This window comes from Streptomyces sp. NPDC020875, from assembly GCF_040641415.1.
Taxonomy (GTDB): Bacteria; Actinomycetota; Actinomycetes; order Streptomycetales; family Streptomycetaceae; genus Streptomyces.
In genome coordinates, this window is the sequence record NZ_JBFADP010000020.1 from 14,545 (window position 1) to 31,926 (window position 17,382).

Here is a 17,382-nt window from a genome sequence, read left to right on the forward strand (position 1 = left end):
GAACTGCGCGACCAGCCACATGCGGTCCGCAGACGCGACTAATGCATCAGCTCAGCAGGACAGAAGGCGGGGGCGGCGACGCCGTGGAGGGCCAAGGCGCTGGGGGTCCCCCCAGCGCCGAAGGCATAGGGGGAGGAACTGCGCGACAAGCCAGCCTCGGGCCGCAGGCGGCGGACAACATCAGGCCGCCGGGCGCGGCGGCGGTGTCCCGGAGAGCCAACGCGCTGGTGCGATTCGCGGCGGCGGCGCCCCGCTATGCGCGGGTCGCATAACCGGCGTACCTGGGTAAACCGCCATAAGCTCCTCGGTTGTCACGTGACGGACGGAGAGCGAGCCGATGGCGATACGTACCACCCGACCCCCCGCCCCCGGCCGCGCGGTGTTCGGGACCGCCGTCGCCGATCGCGATGCGCGGGCCGCCGTCTTTACCGGGAGGGCCGCCGCACCCGAACGGACCCTCGTCGACGTGCTCGCCGCCACCGCCCGGCGTCACCCCGACGCGCTCGCCCTCGACGACGGGGTCGCCCCGCTGACGTACCGCGCCCTGCTCGCCGAGGTGGCCGGGGTGCGGCGGGAGCTGCTGGGCCGGGGGGTCGGGCGCGGGGCGCGGGTCGGGGTGCGGGTGCCTTCGGGGGGTGCCGAGCTGTACGTCTGCGTACTCGCGGCCCTCGCCGCCGGTGCCGCGTACGTCCCCGTCGACGCCGACGATCCGCCCGAGCGGGCCGCGACCGTCTTCGCCGAGGCGGGTACCGCGGTCGTACTCGGCGAGGGCCGGACGATCACCGGTCACGGCGTCCCCGGCGGAGCCCGTACCGACGGCCCGCCCCCGCGACCCGGTGACGACGCGTGGATCATCTTCACCTCGGGCTCCACGGGCCGCCCGAAGGGTGTCGCCGTCACCCACCGGGCCGCCGCCGCGTTCGTCGACGCCGAGGCGCGGCTCTTCCTGCCCGAGGCGCCCCTGGGGCCCGGGGACCGGGTGCTCGCCGGGCTCTCGGTGGCGTTCGACGCGTCCTGCGAGGAGATGTGGCTGGCCTGGCGGCACGGCGCCTGTCTGGTGCCCGCGCCGCGAGCCCTGGTCAGGGGCGGTGCCGAGTTCGCGCCGTGGCTGGCGGAGCGCCGGATCACCGTCGTCTCGACCGTCCCCACCCTGGCCGCGCTCTGGCCGTCCGACGCGCTCGACGGCGTACGGCTGCTGATCCTGGGCGGCGAGGCGTGCCCGCCCGAGCTGGCGGCGCGGCTCGCCGTACCGGGCCGGGAGGTGTGGAACACGTACGGCCCCACGGAGGCGACCGTGGTGTCCTGCGCGGCCCGGCTCACGGCAGGCGGCGGCCCGGTCCGGATCGGGCTGCCGCTCGACGGCTGGGACCTGGCGGTCGTGGACTGCGACGGCATCCCCGTACCGATGGGCGGTACCGGCGAACTCGTCATCGGCGGCGCCGGGCTCGCCCGCTACCTCGACCCGGAGCGGGACGCCGCCGCCTACGCGCCCCTGCCCGCCACCGGCTGGCCGCGCGCCTACCGCTCGGGCGATCTGGTCCGGGCCGAACCCGCCGGGCTGATCTTCACCGGCCGCGCCGACGACCAGGTCAAACTCGGCGGGCGACGGGTCGAACTCGGCGAGATCGATACGGCCCTGCTGAGCCTGACCGGTGTCCGGGCCGCCGTCGCCGCGATCCGTACGACCCCGTCGGGCACCCGGATCCTGGTCGGATACGTGGTCCCGGAACCCACCCCGGAACCGGGACCGGAACCCACCCCGGGACCGAACCCGGGGCGGGAGCCGGACCCCGAGCCGCGGCCCCATGCCGACACCGCCCCCGGGACCGCCTTCGACAAGGCCCGCGCCCTCGCCCGGCTGCGGGAGATCCTGCCCGACGGGCTCGTGCCCGTACTCGCCGTCGTCGCCGGGCTGCCCACCCGGACCTCCGGCAAGGCCGACCGGGACGCCCTGCCCTGGCCCCTGCCCGCCGAATCCGCGCCCGCCGGGGCCCCGGTCCTCACCGGGACCGAGGCCTGGCTCGCCGCGCGCTGGGCCGAACTGCTCGGGGCGTCCGGCGTCTCGGCCGGTGACGACTTCTTCGCGTACGGCGGCGGGAGTCTGGCCGCCGCCCGGCTGGTGTCCCGGATCCGGGAGCGGTACGGAACCGGTTCCGTCGGCGACGTCTACCGCCATCCGACCCTCGGCGCCCTCGCCGCCGTACTCGACGAACGCGAAGGCGAGCGCGCAGGCGAACGCGAACAGGGGCACCGGCGGGCCGGAACCGGTCGAACCGTCCGCGCCGCCGCCCCCGTGCCCCGCCGGGCCCGCGCCCTCCAGCTCGCCTTGCTGCCGCTCCTGCTGACCGTCGGCGGGCTGCGCTGGGGCGTCCTGGCCGCCGCCGCCGCGAATGTGGCCGGCGTCGGGCCCGGCTTCTCCTGGTGGTGGCCGGCCGCGGGCTGGCTGCTGACCGCGAGCCCGCCGGGCCGGATCGTGCTCGCCGCCGGTGGCGCCCGGCTGCTGCTCGCCGGGGTGCGCCCGGGGACGTACCCCCGGGCGGGCGCCGTGCATCTGCGGCTCTGGACCGCCGAACGGCTCGCCGAACTCACCGGCGCCACCCAGCTCGCGGGCTGCTGGCTCACCTACTACGCCCGCGCCCTCGGCGTCCGGGTCGCCGACGGCGTCGATCTGCACGCCCTGCCGCCCGTCACCGGCATGCTGCGGCTCGGCCGGGGCGCCGCCGTGGAACCCGAGACCGATCTCGCCGGGCACTGGCTCGACGGCGACACCCTCCGGATCGGGGCGATCCGGATCGGCGCCGACGCCGTCGTCGGGGCCCGCAGCACCCTGTTCCCCGGCGCCCGGATCGGCAAGCGCGCCGAGATCGCCCCCGGTTCCGGGGTGACCGGCCGGGTCCCGGCGGGGGAGCGCTGGTCCGGGGTGCCCGCCGTACGCGAGGGCCGGGCCCGGGGCGCCACCCGGACCGCCATCCGCCGGGGCCGCCCGCCGCGCCGGGCCCGCTGGACCGCCGTCTACGCTCTGACGTCGCTGCTCCTCGGCGTGCTGCCCGCCGTCGCCGCCCTCCCCGCCCTGCTGGTCCTGCGCGCCGTCCCGCACCCGGCCGCCGGTGTGCCGCTCGCCGCCGTCACCGGCCTGGCCGCGTACGCCCTGCTGATCCTGGCGGGGGTACGCGTCCTCGGCGCCGGGCTGCGCGAGGGCAGCCACCCCGTCCACGGCCCGGTCGCCTGGCGCGCCTGGGCCGTCGAACGGCTGATGGACACCGCCCGCGCCCATCTCTTCCCCCTCTACGCCAGCCTCGCCACCCCCGGCTGGCTGCGCGCGCTCGGGATGCGGGTCGGCCGGGACGTGGAGGCGTCGACCGTGCTGGCGCTGCCGTCGATGACGACCGTCGGGGACGGTGCCTTCCTCGCCGACGACACCATGGTCGCCTCGTACGAACTGGGCGGCGGCCGGATGCGGATCGCCGCCGCCCGGGTCGGCAAACGCGCCTTCCTCGGCAACTCCGGCATGACCGCCCCGGGCCGCCGGGTCCCCAAACGCGGCCTCGTCGGGGTGCTGTCCGCCGCCCCGGAACGCGCCGAGGCGGGCAGCTCCTGGCTCGGGATGCCGCCGATCCGGCTCCGCCGCGTACGGGAGCGGGGCGAGAAGAGCCGTACCTACGATCCGCCCGCGCGGCTGCGCCGGGCCCGCGCGGCCGTCGAAGCCTGCCGGATCGTGCCCGTCCTCTGCTCGGCCGGACTCGCCGTCACCGGTCTGTACGCCTTCACCGCCGTGGCGGGCCGCTACGGCGCCGGGGTCGCCGTCGCCGCCACCGGGGCCATGATCGCGCTGGGCGGAGTCGTCGCGTGCGCCGTCGCCGTGGTGGCGAAATGGCTGCTCAACGGGCGGTTCCGGGCCGGGGAGCACCCGCTGTGGTCCGGATTCGTCTGGCGGGCCGAACTCGCCGACACCTTCGTCGAGGTACTCGCCGTGCCCTGGCTGATCGGCGCGGTCCCCGGCACCCCGCTGACCAACCTCTGGCTGCGGGCCCTCGGCGCCCGGGTCGGCCGGGGGGCCTGGTGCGAGACGTACTGGCTGCCGGAGGCCGATCTGGTGACCGTCGGCGCGGGCGCGAGCGTCAACCGGGGATGCGTACTCCAGACCCATCTCTTCCACGACCGGATCATGCGGCTCGGCCCGGTGGAACTGGGCCCCGGAGCCACCCTCGGCCCGCACGGCATCGCCCTCCCCGGCGCGGTGCTCGGCGCGGGCGCGGTCGCGGGACCGGCGTCCCTGGTCCTCCGGGACGAACGCGTCCCGCCGGGTACCCGCTGGCTGGGCAATCCGATCGCGTCCTGGCCGCCGGGCCGATAGACCGCTGCTCGTGCTTTTCCCGCTCCTCCCCGCTCCTGCGACCGAAGGCGGCGCCGCGTGTCCGACTCGTACCTTCCGTACCACGGTGACGACGGCTACCGCGTCACCTCCTACGACCTCGATCTGGAGTACGTCCCCCACACCGGACGGCTCGCGGGGCGGGCCACCGTCCACGGCACCGCCCGCCGCGCGCTGCCCGTCGTCGTCCTCGACCTGGGGCGGTTCCGGGTCACCAAGGTCCTGGTGGACGGGGCGCGCCCGGCGCGCTGGGCGCACCGGGGCGAGAAACTGCGGATCACCCCGGAGCGGCCCGTTCCGCCCGGCGGGCGGTTCTCCGTCGAGGTCCGCTACCAGGGCGTGCCCCAGCCGGTACGCACCCGGGAGTGGGGCGAACTCGGCTGGGAGCAGCTCGACGAGGGCTCCCTCGTCGCCGCCCAGCCGCACGGCGCGCCGTCCTGGTTCCCCTGCAACGACCGGCCCGACGACAAGGCCGCGTACCGGATCGCGCTGACCGCCCCGACCCCGTACACCGTCGTCGCCAACGGGCGGCTGACCGCCCGGACGGTCGGCGCCTCGACCACCCGCTGGGTGTACGAGCAGCCCGTGCCGATGGCCACCTATCTGGCGACGGTCCAGATCGGGCCGTACGAACTGGTCTCCGTGCCCGGGACGGTTCCCTACGGTGGCGAGGCCGGGACGGGTGCCGGTGGCGAGGTGCCGCAGACCGCCGCCGTACCGCGCGCCCTGCTCACCCGGTTCGCCCACGACTTCGCCCGCCAGCCCCGGATGATGGCCCTCTTCACGGAGCTGTTCGGCCCCTACCCCTTCGACTCCTACGGTGTGGTCGTCGTCGGCGAGGAGCTGGACGTACCGGTCGAGGCCCAGGGGCTCGCCGTGTTCGGCGCCAACCATGTCGACGGCGCGCGGGGTTCGGAGCGGCTGATCGCCCATGAACTGGCCCATCAGTGGTTCGGCAACAGTCTGACCGTCGCCGACTGGCGGCACATCTGGCTGAACGAGGGGTTCGCGAAGTACGCGGAATGGCTCTGGTCCGAGGCGTCCGGCGGCCCGTCGGCGGCGGAGCACGCGGCCCGCTCCCGGGCCCGGCTCCTGCTGCTGCCGCAGGACGTCCGGATCGCGGACCCGGGGCTGCGGCGGCTCTTCGACGACCGGGTGTACGAACGGGGCGCGCTCACCCTGCACGCGCTGCGGACGGTGGTCGGGGAGGCCGCGTTCCGGGCCCTGCTGCGGGAGTGGACGACGGCGCACCGGCACGGACTGGTCACGACGGAGGGTTTCACGGCGCTCGCGGCGCGTCATACGGCGGAGCCGCTGGAGGGGTTGTTCCGGGCCTGGCTGTACGAGAAGCGGCTGCCGGATCCGCCGGGTACGGGCCCGGTCGGCGACGGCGGTTCCGTACCGGCCCCGGGGGCGGAATTCCGGGATCTTCCAGGGCTGCGGAATGTTTGATTCCGCGCCATCGGGAATTCCCGGGCCTTTCCTCCGGGCCGGGCCCCGGGCGGATTGCGGAATCGGGCGGGCCCGGGGGGTCGTCCGGCGCTTCCGGATCGTTCCGGCCGGGCCGTTCCGAACCGTTTCGGCCGCTTTCGCGGTAAGCCGACCGGAAGGCGCCGGGAAGGCGATGGGAAGCCGATGGGAACGCGGCGGGGAGCTGATCGGGAGAAAGGCAGAAGCCCCGTTCCTCGCGGACGGGGCTTCTTGGGTACTGCTAAGTCGGACGCGATCGCCGACGCCCTGGCATCAGGCCGGGGTGACGTTCTCCGCCTGGGGGCCCTTCGGGCCCTGGGTGACGTCGAAGTTCACGACCTGGTTCTCCTCGAGGGAGCGGAAGCCGGTCGCGTTGATCGCGGAGTAGTGGACGAAGACATCCGGGCCGCCGCCGTCCTGGGCGATGAAGCCGAAGCCCTTTTCAGCGTTGAACCACTTGACGGTTCCGGTAGCCATAAGCCCTCCTTGGGCCAAAGGGTTGCCCTGCTCCAGAACCTGCAAACAAGTCTGAAAACTACAAAAGCCTGCGGGTCACATGCTCCGCAGGCTCTGTACTGCAAGGGAAACCAAACTGCAACTTGCGTCGAGCCTAGCACGCAGGGACTTGTCGGCGGTAGAGGCGAAGATCACGTCACCCGGACGCTTGAAACGGGTGCCCTCGGGCTGACGGGTCCGGGGCCGGTCCCGGACCGCGTTCCGGCTCGTGGGAGAGGGCCCGGGGAAGGCGTGGCGGACCCGCCGTCCGGGCCCGTGCCACGGACCGGGCACCCCGGCCGTTAGCCTCACGACGTGGACATCTCCGAGGAGCACCAGGGCCGCCACGAGCGCCGCGCCGGCCGGGCCGGCGGCCCGGACACCGAGAGCACGTACGCGGGCACGGGCGGCGCCACCGGTCCGGACGGCGGTACGGCCGTCGGCACGGGCGGCGATACCGGCGGCGGTACGGGTCCTGGACCGGCGGGCGGCCCGCCCCGGGCCCGGCCCCGGGTGGGCCATATCCAGTTCCTCAACTGTCTGCCCCTCTACTGGGGGCTGGCCAGAACCGGCACGCTGATCGACTTCGAGCTGACCAAGGACACCCCGGAGAAGCTGAGCGAGCGGCTCGTACGCGGCGAACTCGACATCGCGCCGATCACCCTGGTGGAGTTCCTGCGCAACTCCGACCGGCTCGTCGCCTTCCCCGACATCGCGGTCGGCTGCGACGGCCCGGTGATGTCCTGTGTGATCGTCTCCCAGGTCCCCCTCGAACAGCTCGACGGCGCCCGGGTCGCCCTCGGCTCCACCTCCCGCACCTCCGTCCGGCTCGCCCAGCTGCTGCTCGCGGACCGGTACGGAGTCACCCCCGACTACTACACCTGCCCGCCCGACCTCGGGCTGATGATGCAGGAGGCCGACGCGGCCGTACTGATCGGCGACGCGGCCCTGCGCGCCGCCCTCCACGACGCCCCCCGGCTCGGCCTCCAGGTCCACGACCTGGGGCTGATGTGGAAGGAGTGGACCGGGCTGCCGTTCGTCTTCGCGGTCTGGGCGGCCCGCCGGGACTATCTGGCCCGGGAGCCCGAGGTCGTCCACGAGGTCCACCGGGCGTTCCTCGACTCCCGCGATCTCTCCCTGGAGGAGGTCGCCAAGGTCTCCGAACAGGCCGCGCGCTGGGAGGTCTTCGACGCGGACCTCCTCGAACGGTACTTCCGCACCCTCGACTTCCGGTTCGGCCCCGACCAGCTCGCGGGCGTCCGCGAGTTCGCCCGCCGGGTCGGCCCCACCACCGGTTTCCCCGCCGATGTGACCGTCGACCTGCTCACCCCCTGACCGCTCGCGGGAACGCCCTAGGCTGTGGGGGCCGTACAGCCGGGGGGCCGTACGGGGGCGCGAGGCGTCCACGGGCGAGGGGGAGTTGAGTACGGATGGAGCCGCTGGGTCCCGACGAGCCGCGTGTCATCGGCCCGTACCGCCTCGTCGGACGGCTGGGCGCGGGCGGCATGGGCCGGGTCTATCTGGGGCGCAGTCCGGGCGGCCGCAACGTCGCGGTCAAGGCCGTCCATCCGCATGTGGCGCACGACCCGTCGTTCCGGGCCAGGTTCCGGCGCGAGATCGAGGCCGCCCGGCGGGTCGGCGGCCGGTGGACCGCGCCCGTACTCGACGCCGACCCGGAGGCGGCCGTCCCCTGGGTCGCCACCGGCTTCTTCGCGGGCCCGCCGCTGTCGGCGGCGGTGGACGAGCACGGCCCGCTGTCCGGCCGGGCGGTACGCGGACTCGGCGCCGGGCTCGCCGAGGCCCTGGCCGCCGTGCACGGCCTGGGGCTCGTCCACCGCGATGTGAAGCCCTCCAATGTGCTGCTGACCCTCGACGGGCCCCGGCTGATCGACTTCGGGATCGCCCGGGCCGTGGACGGCACCTCGGCGCTCACCACCACCGGGGTCACCGTCGGCTCGCCCGGGTTCATGCCGCCCGAGGCGATCCTCGGCAAGGACGTCACGGGCGCGGCCGACGTCTTCTCCCTCGGCGCCGTGCTCGCCTTCGCGGCCTCGGGTCACACCCCGTTCCGGGGCGGCACCACCGCGACCCTGCTCTACAAGGTCGTCCACGAGGAGCCCGAGATCGGGCCGATGGACGACGAACTGCGCGAACTCGTCTTCCGCTGCCTGGAGAAGGAACCGGCCGCCCGCCCGGAGCCCGGGGAGATCCTGGCCCTGCTCGCGCCCGACGGGCCGTCGGCGCTGATCGGCCCCGGCTGGCTGCCCGGGGCGCTGGTGGAACAGGTCTCCCGGACGGCGGTCGGGCTGCTGGACCTGGAGGCGGGTGACGGACCGGACGGCCGGGCGGCGGGCGGCGGGCCGGACGGCCGGGCGGCGGACGACGGCCCCGGCGCGGGCACCGGCACGGACGAGGCCGCCTCAGGGCTCGTACCGTTCACGGGGTTCTCGGCGGAGCCGGTAGCGGAGCCGGTATCGGGCCCGGAGACCGGTCCGGCGGTGGGGCCCGAGAGCGCGGCCCGGTCCGTCGGGCCCGTCGTCGCGGGGGAGTCCGGGCCGCCGACACCGCCCCCGGCCGTACCGGTCGTCCGGACCCCCGAACCGGCCCCGGCCCCCGAATCCGGTGCGCGGCCGCCGACCCCCGACCCCCGGGCCGCGTACTTCCGTACGGAAGACCCGCCTCGGGAGCCGGGCCCCGGACTCTCCGTCGAAGCCTCGGTGGACATGGACACCGTCACCGCCGCGCCCGCCGAGGCGCCCCCCGGCCCGGCCGTGCGCCGCCGCCGCCGGGTCACCTGCTCGGTGACGCTCACCCTCGCGCTCGCCCTGTTCGGCACGCTCCTCGGGACCGGGATCCTGGAGGACATGCTCCCGGACCGCTCCGGTAACAACAGGGACATGGCGGACTCCGGCCAGCAGCCCGCCCCCTCCGCGAGCGCGCCGGGGTCCACCACCGCCCCGACCCCCCGCGAGCTGGCCCGCGTACCCGATCAGTACATCGGCACCTGGAAGGGGCGGATCACCCCGCGGACCGCCGACCAGGGACGGCCCGCCGACGAGCTGGTGGCCGAGATCGACGGCGGCAGACCCGGTGGCCGGATCGGTATCGCCACGGAGAGCGTCTCCGACGGCGAACTCGTCTGCGCGTACGCGCTGACCCTGCACAGCGTCACCGAAACCCAGCTGGTCGCCGACGCCGTACCCGGACTGGGCGACGGCTGCTCGGCCGGGGTCCGGCGGCTCACCTTCCGCTACACCGAGGGCTCCGACGGTGAGGACCAGCTCCACTATTCGGCCGGGAGCGTCACCGGGTCGGGGACCGACGAGGCCGTACTCACCGGGCCGGAGTTCTCGCCGTCCTGAGCCGCCGAGGCCCGGGTTCCGGGTCCGGCCGGAGCCGCCGCCGGGCCCGTCCGGGGCGGTCCCGGCCCCCTGGCGTAGGCTGGACCGGCCCGCCGAAACGTCCGTACGCCCACCGAGCCCGACCGGCCCGCGACCCGTACGAACCCAGCAGAACCGCCGAAAGGTGACACCCGGTGACCGAGAAGGCCGACCTTCAGTCCGTCCTGGACCGTGCCGCCGACGGCGGGCGCATCACCCCCGAGGAAGCGCTCGACCTCTACCGCTCCGCGCCCCTGCACGCGCTCGGCCGGGCCGCCGACGCCGTACGCCGCCGCCGTTACGCCGGTACGGAGCACATCGCGACGTACATCATCGAGCGGAACATCAACTACACCAACGTCTGCGTCACCGCCTGCCGGTTCTGCGCCTTCTACGCGGCCCCCAAGGACACCGACAAGGGCTGGACCCGGGACCTCGACGACATCCTCCGGCGGTGCGCCGAGACCGTCGAACTCGGCGGCACCCAGATCATGTTCCAGGGCGGCCACCACCCCGACTACGGCGTCGAGTACTACGAGAAGCACTTCTCGGCCATCAAGGCCGCCTTCCCCCAGCTGGTGATCCACTCCCTCGGCGCCTCCGAGGTCGAGCACATGGCCCGGATCTCCGGGGTCTCCGTGGAGGAGGCGATCAGCCGGATCCACACCGCCGGACTCGACTCCTTCGCCGGTGCCGGGGCCGAACTGCTGCCCGCCCGGCCGCGGAAGGCGATCGCGCCGCTGAAGGAGTCCGGCGAACGATGGCTGGAGATCATGGAGACCGCCCACCGGCTGGGCGTCGAATCCACCTCCACCATGCTGATGGGCACCGGTGAGACCAACGCGGAGCGGATCGAACACCTGCGGATGATCCGGGACGTACAGGACCGGACCGGTGGGTTCCGGGCCTTTATCCCGTACACCTACCAGCCCGAGAACAACCACCTCAAGGGCCGCACCCAGGCGACGATCTTCGAATATCTGCGGATGATCGCGATCGCCCGGCTCTTCATGGACAACATCGCCCATATCCAGGGCTCCTGGCTGACCACCGGCAAGGAGATCGGCCAGCTCTCCCTCCACTACGGCGCGGACGACCTCGGCTCGATCATGCTGGAGGAGAACGTGGTCTCCTCGGCGGGCGCCAAGCACCGCTCCAACCGGCAGGAGATCATCGACCTGATCCGCAAGGCGGGCCGGGTCCCGGCGCAGCGCGCCACCACCTACGAACACCTCGTCGTCCACGACGACCCCGCGAACGACCCGGTCGACGAGCGGGTCGCCTCCCACATCTCGTCCACCGCGATCGAGGGCGGCACCGCGCACCCCGAGCTGAAGCTCCTCCCCACCACCTGATCGCGGGCCACCGGTGCTGACCGTCCACACCGCCGGATCGCTGCTGCCCGGCGGCGGATCACCCGCCGTGCCCGGCGGGGCCGTCGCCGTCCGGGGCCGCGAGATCGCCGCCGTCGGGCCGTACGAGACCGTGCTCGCCGCCCACCCGGACGCCCGGGTCCGCCGCTGGCCCGGCACGATCACCCCCGGACTGGTCCACCCGTACGGGGTCTGGCTGCTGGAACACGCCTACCACCCCGACCCGCGCGAGGCCGACGCCCTGGGGAGCGCGCCGCTCACCGGCGCCGCCCTCACGGCGCTCGGGCCGGACGACGCGCGCTGGGGCGGCAGCGCCCGGCGCGGGGCCCAGCGGCTGCTGGCCCACGGGGTGACCGTGCTGGCCGGAACACCGGTCCGCCCCTCGGTCGCGGACGCGATCGCCCGGACCGGGCTCACCGTCCTGCCGACGGTGGCGGTACCGGGCGGAGGCGCGGTACCGGAGCCGGGTGCCGTGCCGGGGTACGGCGCGCCGGAGGAGTCGTACGCCGCCGTACTCGACGACCCCCGGACCGCCGGGACACGGGCCGTCGGGACACGGGCCGTCGGGGTACGCGCCGACTTCGCCGTCTTCGAGGCGGGGGAGTGCGTGGCGACGGTACTCGCGGGGCGGCTGGTCCACCGCCGCCGCTGAGTCGTTGTCGTTCGGCCCGGGGCGGGCCCGGCGGGGCCCGGCGTCCGGTTCGGGCGCCCGCCCGGCAGAATGGGAGACGTGAACCGAGCCTCCTTGGACAAGCAGCCGCACGAAGTCGCCTCCATGTTCGACAAGGTGGCGAAGAACTACGACCTCACCAACGACGTGATCTCCCTCGGCCAGGACCGCCGCTGGCGCAAGCGGACCGCCGAGGCGATCGACGCCCGCCCCGGCGAGAAGGTGCTCGACCTGGCGGCCGGTACCGGAACGTCGTCCCTGCCGTTCACCCGTACCGGTGCATACGTCGTCCCCTGCGACTTCTCCCTCGGAATGCTCACCGAAGGCAAGAAGCGGAACCCATGGCTTCCGCTGACGGCGGGCGACGCGACCCGGCTGCCGTTCCGCGACGGCGTCTTCGACGCGGTGACGATCTCCTTCGGGCTGCGGAACGTCCAGGACACGGAAGGCGCGCTGCGCGAGCTGTACCGGGTCACCAAGCCCGGCGGGCGCGTGGTGATCTGCGAGTTCTCCCACCCCACGTGGGCGCCGTTCCGCACGGTCTACGAGGAGTACCTGATGCGGGCCCTGCCGCCGCTGGCCCGCCAGGTCTGCTCCAACCCGGAGGCGTACGAGTACCTGGCCGAGTCCATCCAGACCTGGCCGGAGCAGCCCGAACTCGCGGCGCTCCTCCAGAAGGCGGGCTGGACGAAGGTCGCCTGGCGCGACCTCTCCGGCGGCATCGTCGCCCTCCACCGCGCCACCAAGCCCTGACGTCCCCTGCGGGGTGCCGCGCCGCGTATCCGGGCCGCGCCCCGGGGGCCTGCTGTTGTTAGCGGCCTGCGGCCCGCCTGTGGCTGGCGGCCCCAGCGCCTTGGCCCTCCGGGTGGGGCTCACAACCCCGGGCCGCGCCCGGCAGCCTGGTGTTGTTCGCGGTCTGCGGACCGTGGCTGGCTGTTCGCGCAGTTCCGCCCCCTATGCCTTCGGCGATGGGGGGACCCCCAGCGCCTTGGCCCTCCGGGTGAGGCCCACAAACCCGGGGCTCGCCCGGCAGCCTGGTGCAGTTCGCGGTCTGCGGACCGTGGCTGGCTGTTCGCGCAGTTCCCCGCGCCCCTAAATGCTCTCCCCAGCATCGGACCTGAAATGGGCCCCGGCCCCGGGATGAGGGGCGGCCCTTTCGGAGGGCGTCAACCGGGGGCAACCAGGGGCGCGGGGAACTGCGCGACAAGCCACCCACGGTTCGCGGCCGGAACTCCTCCGGAGGAAGCACTCTCCATCCCGCCCGGAGGGCGCTCCCCTCCCGAGGGCGGTGCAGGGGAGAGCTCCCAGGTGGCGCTGGGGGTCCCCCCATCGCCGAAGGCATAGGGGGAGGAACTGCGCGAACAGCCACCCACGGTCCGCGGACCGCGAACAAGATCAGGCCCCCGGGCGCGACCCGGATAGCAGGTGGTCGGCCCCCCCGAGGGTGCTCCGGTGAGGGCCTCCAGGGGCGCCGCGCCCCCCGGGGCTACTTCAGGTCGAGGCGGAAGCAGTGCGCGCGGCGCTCCGTGCCCGGGACGGGGAAGTCCTCCGCGCGGCGCATGCCGAGTCTCCGGGTGACCGCTATGGACCTCTCGTTGCGTACGTCGACCATCGCGACCACGTTCGATACCCCCGCCGCCCTGACCCGCTCCAGCGTCGTCCGGGCCGCCGCCGTCGCGTAGCCCCGGCCCCACGCGCGCCGGGCCAGCCGCCAGCCGATCTCGATCTCGCCGTAGGGGCCGAAGTCCTCGCGGGGCCACGGCTGCGCGCCGGTGAAGCCGATCGCCTCGCCGTCCTCGTCGAGGAGAGTCCACAGGCAGAAGCCCCGTTCGGCGTCATGCCGACGCTGACGGGCCGTCAACTCCTCGTACTCCGAGAGCTCCGCCGACCGCCCGCCGTGGAACTCCATCACCTCGGGATCGGCGAAGATCCGGTGCCACACCACCGCGTCCTCGTCGGTCGGTACACGCAGCTGTACGGCGGGAAGGAGGGTGCTCATGAGGGGGAGCCCTTCGGTCGGCTGATCGGTACGTCCACATAGACTGCCCGTGTCCCGTGCCGCCGGCACGCCCAATTCCGAGACTCGGGAGAGACCAGCCGTGACCGAGCCCCTCACCGAACAGTCCGCGGATGTGATCGTCGTCGGGGCAGGCCCGGCCGGTGCCACGACCGCGTACTACCTGGCCAAGGCGGGCCTGGACGTCCTCCTGCTGGAGAAGACGGCCTTCCCGCGCGAGAAGGTCTGCGGCGACGGCCTCACCCCCCGCGCCACCAAGCAGCTCGTCGCCATGGGGATCGACATCTCCGAGGAGGCGGGCTGGCTGCGGAACAAGGGCCTGCGGATCATCGGCGGCGGGGTGCGGCTCCAGCTCGACTGGCCGGAGCTGGCCTCGTACCCGGACTACGGACTCGTCCGCAAGCGCGACGACTTCGACGAGCAGCTCGCCCGGCAGGCCCAGAAGGCGGGCGCCCGGCTGTACGAGCGGTGCAATGTCAGCGGCCCGATCGTCGACGAGCGCACCCGCCGGATCATCGGCGTCGAGGCGAAGCTCGGTGAGGAGAAGCGGCCGGTCACCTTCCGCGCCCCGCTGGTCGTCGCCGCCGACGGCAACTCGACCCGGCTGTCGCTGGCGATGGGTCTGCACCGCCGCGAGGACCGTCCGATGGGCGTCGCCGTCCGGACGTACTTCACCTCGCCGCGCCACGACGACGACTACCTGGAGTCGTGGCTGGAGCTGTGGGACCGGCGCGGCCCGGGCCCGGACCGGCTGCTGCCCGGCTACGGCTGGATCTTCGGCATGGGCGACGGTACGTCCAATGTCGGCCTCGGCGTGCTCAACACCTCCGACTCCTTCAAGGAGCTGGACTGGCGCGAGGTGCTGAAGGCGTGGTGCGGCTCGATGCCGGAGGAGTGGGGCTACACCGAGGAGAACATGACGGGCCCGATCCGCGGCGCCGCCCTCCCGATGGCCTTCAACCGGCAGCCGCACTACACCCGCGGGCTGCTGCTCGTCGGTGACGCGGGCGGCCTGGTCAACCCGTTCAACGGCGAGGGCATCGCCTACGCCATGGAGTCCGGCCAGATCGCCGCCGATGTCATCGTGCAGGCGAGCGCCCGGTCGACGGCGGCCCAGCGGGAGCTGGCCCTGCACCGCTACCCGAAGATCCTCAAGGACACGTACGGCGGTTACTACACCCTCGGCCGCGGCTTCGTGAAGCTGATCGGCAACCCGAAGATCATGAAGCTGGCGGCGGACCGCGGACTGACGCATCCGATGCTGATGCGCTTCACGCTGAAGCTGCTGGCGAATCTGACCGACCCGACCGGCGGCGACGCGATGGACCGGGTCATCAACGGTCTGACGAAGGTGGCGCCCAAGGCATGACCGCCTTGACCTTCTCACCGTGTGAGGGCATGCACTGAAGCCGTTCGCATCCCGATCCGTCCGAGAAGAGGCCCGGCCATGCCGCCGCTGTTCCCCTCCTACGCGGGCTCCGGCCCGTACTGCTACACCCATTCGCTGATCATGGTCGCCACGGCGGCGGGAGCCGCGCCCCCGCCGCCCGGGACCGTGGAGACCCTCACCGGGTCGCCCTTCGGCTTCCAGCTGATCGGCGGGTGGCTGCCGCTGTTCGACCCGTACGGCTGGGACCCGGAACTCGGCCTCGACCAGGCGATCGGCCTGCTCGGACTGAACTGTGTCCGGACGTCCGGAGGTACCGGCGACGAGGCGCTGGACCGGCTGCGGTCGGCGGCGGAACACGGGCCGGTCCTGGTGGGGCCGGTCGACATGGGGTTGCTGCTGTACCGGCCGGGCACCCCGGCGCCCGGCTCCGGAGACCACTACGTCGTGGTGCTGGACGTCGCCGCCGACGGCACCGTACTGCTGCACGATCCGCAGGGGCATCCGTACGCCACCCTCGAAGCCCCGGCCTTCCTCGACGCGTGGCGGGCCGAGACCGTGGCATACACGGACGAACCATTCGTGATGCGTGCCTCCTTCGCCGAGGAGAGGACGGTCACCGCCGAACAGGCCCTGAGGAACGGCCTGCCGCTCGCCGCCCGCTGGCTCGGCGGCCGGGACGATCTGCCGGTCCCCCCGGGCACCCTCGGCGGCACGGCCGGGATCGAGGGGTTCGCCGCCCTGGTGAAGGCCGGGCTGAAGCCGGAGGTACGGGGCCTGCTGGAGCATTTCGCGGTACGGGTCGGGGCCCGCCGGGTCTCCGACGCGGCCGACTGCCTGGCCGGGCTCGGACTGCCCGACGCCGCCGCGATCGCCGGGGAACAGGCGCGGCTGATCGGCGCGCTCCAGCGGCCGGTGACCGGCGGGGACGACGAGGCGCTGACCGCCGGACTGGCCCGGCTGGCACCGGGCTACGAGCGGCTGCGCTCGGCCCTGGCACCGGCACTCGCCGACGCCTGACCGGGGATGGGGGACCGGGGCCCGGCCGTCGGACCGGCCGTCCCCGCCGGTGGCCGGATCTCATCTGTCGATCCGGTCACGGAAGTTGAAGCAGCCCTCCAGCTCCGCCGTCTGCCGCCCGCCCGCGACATCCACCGAGACGGCCGCGAACGCCATCCGGTGGCTGTCCCATTTGTCGGTGACCCGGTCGATGGTGAGCCGGACCGGAATCCGGGTCTGTGCCACCTCACGCCGCAGCGACAGCTTCATCGAGGTGACCAGGATCCGCTTCCGGGCCTCCGGCAGCCCCACCTTGGGCAGCGTCGCCAGGGACGGGATGTGGTCGTTGGTGTAGGCGTACAGCATCGACGCGAGGGTGTGGTACGAGACGATCTGCGCCAGGATCGAGCCGTGCAGCACCGGCCGGTACGGCGCCCGGTCGCTGACGTCCGCCGCCAGATCGACATCGAACACCCCGTGGTAGGCGTCGCCGTCGTAGCTCATGTCGGTGGCGGTCCACGGGGTGTGACACCAGGCGGCGGCGAGGTCGTCGTTGATCTCCAGGAAGCTGGGCAGGGTACGCACGGCGGTCACCTCTCGACGGGTCTGACGGGCGACGGTCGGACCCTGGTCTACCCAGCGGATCACGGGATGGACCGAGCGGACCGGGCGAAACCACCCGAACCGGGGAGCGCACTGGACAAGCAGGGGCATACGGCGGGGTGTACTCAGCCCGGAGCGCCCCGCCGGACGGCCTCGATCCGGCCCATGTTCTCCTCGCCCCACTCGCCGAGCGGCGCCATCGCCCGGTTGAGCGACCGGCCGAATTCCGTGAGGGAGTACTCCACCCTCGGCGGAATCTCCGGGAACTCCTCCCGGTGCACCAACCCGCAACTCTCCATCTCGCGGAGCTGAAGGGTCAGGATCCGCTCACTGATTCCCTCGACCTCCCGCCGCAACTGCCCGAATCGCAGCGGACCGTCGCCGAGGGAGAACAGGATCAACCCCTTCCATTTGCCGCCCATGATGTCGATCGCCGCGTCCAGACCACAGGTGTAGCTGTGCTTCTTCATGCTCCCCGACTGCTCCGTTCCCCGTACGGTCACTGACAGAAGTGTGCGTACCCGACAGAATTGTCGGTACTTGTTTCGATGTACACGCGCATCCAGGATGAGGGGAAGGCCGGCCGAGCCGCTGCATCCCCTGCTTTCTTCTCCCG

Annotated in this window: 13 protein-coding genes; 9 read left to right on the plus strand and 4 right to left on the minus strand. The window is 73.6% G+C overall.

What is annotated here, in order from left to right:
• The first annotated feature begins 337 nt into the window (after positions 1 to 337).
• Both AB0G74_RS13750 and AB0G74_RS13755 read left to right on the plus strand, forming a co-directional pair.
• On the plus strand, positions 338 to 4,354 hold the full coding sequence (locus AB0G74_RS13750; protein ID WP_361144806.1) for a Pls/PosA family non-ribosomal peptide synthetase: 4,017 nt from the start codon (positions 338 to 340) through the stop codon (positions 4,352 to 4,354).
• 57 nt (positions 4,355 to 4,411) lie between these two features.
• Positions 4,412 to 5,824: a M1 family metallopeptidase gene (locus AB0G74_RS13755; RefSeq protein ID WP_361144809.1), complete on the plus strand. Its 1,413-nt coding sequence runs from the start codon at positions 4,412 to 4,414 to the stop codon at positions 5,822 to 5,824.
• A gap of 291 nt (positions 5,825 to 6,115) precedes the next feature.
• Here the strand turns inward: AB0G74_RS13755 and AB0G74_RS13760 are convergent, their stop codons facing one another.
• Positions 6,116 to 6,319, minus strand: coding sequence for a cold-shock protein (locus AB0G74_RS13760; protein ID WP_017948713.1), 204 nt, complete (start codon positions 6,317 to 6,319; stop codon positions 6,116 to 6,118).
• Between the two features lie 531 nt (positions 6,320 to 6,850).
• Between AB0G74_RS13760 and AB0G74_RS13765 the strand changes: the two genes are divergently transcribed.
• From AB0G74_RS13765 to AB0G74_RS13785, 5 genes are all read left to right on the plus strand, one after another.
• The gene (locus tag AB0G74_RS13765) at positions 6,851 to 7,672 is read left to right on the plus strand and encodes a menaquinone biosynthesis protein (RefSeq protein ID WP_361145026.1); all 822 of its coding nucleotides are present in this window, start codon (positions 6,851 to 6,853) and stop codon (positions 7,670 to 7,672) included.
• Positions 7,673 to 7,767: 95 nt separating this feature from the next.
• Positions 7,768 to 9,699: a protein kinase gene (locus tag AB0G74_RS13770; RefSeq protein ID WP_361144813.1), complete on the plus strand. Its 1,932-nt coding sequence runs from the start codon at positions 7,768 to 7,770 to the stop codon at positions 9,697 to 9,699.
• Between the two features lie 173 nt (positions 9,700 to 9,872).
• On the plus strand, positions 9,873 to 11,072 hold the full coding sequence (mqnC, locus tag AB0G74_RS13775; RefSeq protein ID WP_361144816.1) for a cyclic dehypoxanthinyl futalosine synthase: 1,200 nt from the start codon (positions 9,873 to 9,875) through the stop codon (positions 11,070 to 11,072).
• 13 nt (positions 11,073 to 11,085) lie between these two features.
• Entirely contained in the window at positions 11,086 to 11,742 is a 657-nt protein-coding gene (locus AB0G74_RS13780) for a hypothetical protein (protein WP_361144818.1), read from the plus strand.
• Positions 11,743 to 11,820: 78 nt separating this feature from the next.
• Positions 11,821 to 12,513, plus strand: a complete 693-nt coding sequence (locus tag AB0G74_RS13785) for a demethylmenaquinone methyltransferase (RefSeq protein WP_361144821.1) — start codon at positions 11,821 to 11,823, stop codon at positions 12,511 to 12,513.
• 733 nt (positions 12,514 to 13,246) lie between these two features.
• Here AB0G74_RS13785 and AB0G74_RS13790 read toward each other — a convergent pair.
• Complete coding sequence (locus AB0G74_RS13790; RefSeq protein ID WP_361144823.1) at positions 13,247 to 13,759, minus strand: GNAT family N-acetyltransferase; 513 nt, start codon at positions 13,757 to 13,759, stop codon at positions 13,247 to 13,249.
• Positions 13,760 to 13,859: 100 nt separating this feature from the next.
• Between AB0G74_RS13790 and AB0G74_RS13795 the strand changes: the two genes are divergently transcribed.
• Positions 13,860 to 15,146, plus strand: a complete 1,287-nt coding sequence (locus AB0G74_RS13795; RefSeq protein ID WP_361144826.1) for a geranylgeranyl reductase family protein — start codon at positions 13,860 to 13,862, stop codon at positions 15,144 to 15,146.
• Between the two features lie 78 nt (positions 15,147 to 15,224).
• Positions 15,225 to 16,184, plus strand: coding sequence for a hypothetical protein (locus AB0G74_RS13800; protein ID WP_361144829.1), 960 nt, complete (start codon positions 15,225 to 15,227; stop codon positions 16,182 to 16,184).
• 60 nt (positions 16,185 to 16,244) lie between these two features.
• Here the strand turns inward: AB0G74_RS13800 and AB0G74_RS13805 are convergent, their stop codons facing one another.
• Both AB0G74_RS13805 and AB0G74_RS13810 read right to left on the minus strand, forming a co-directional pair.
• A complete protein-coding gene (locus AB0G74_RS13805; RefSeq protein WP_361144832.1) occupies positions 16,245 to 16,748 on the minus strand; it encodes a hypothetical protein in 504 nt (167 codons plus the stop codon).
• A gap of 143 nt (positions 16,749 to 16,891) precedes the next feature.
• Positions 16,892 to 17,236, minus strand: coding sequence for a helix-turn-helix domain-containing protein (locus AB0G74_RS13810; RefSeq protein ID WP_361145029.1), 345 nt, complete (start codon positions 17,234 to 17,236; stop codon positions 16,892 to 16,894).
• Positions 17,237 to 17,382: the final 146 nt, after the last annotated feature.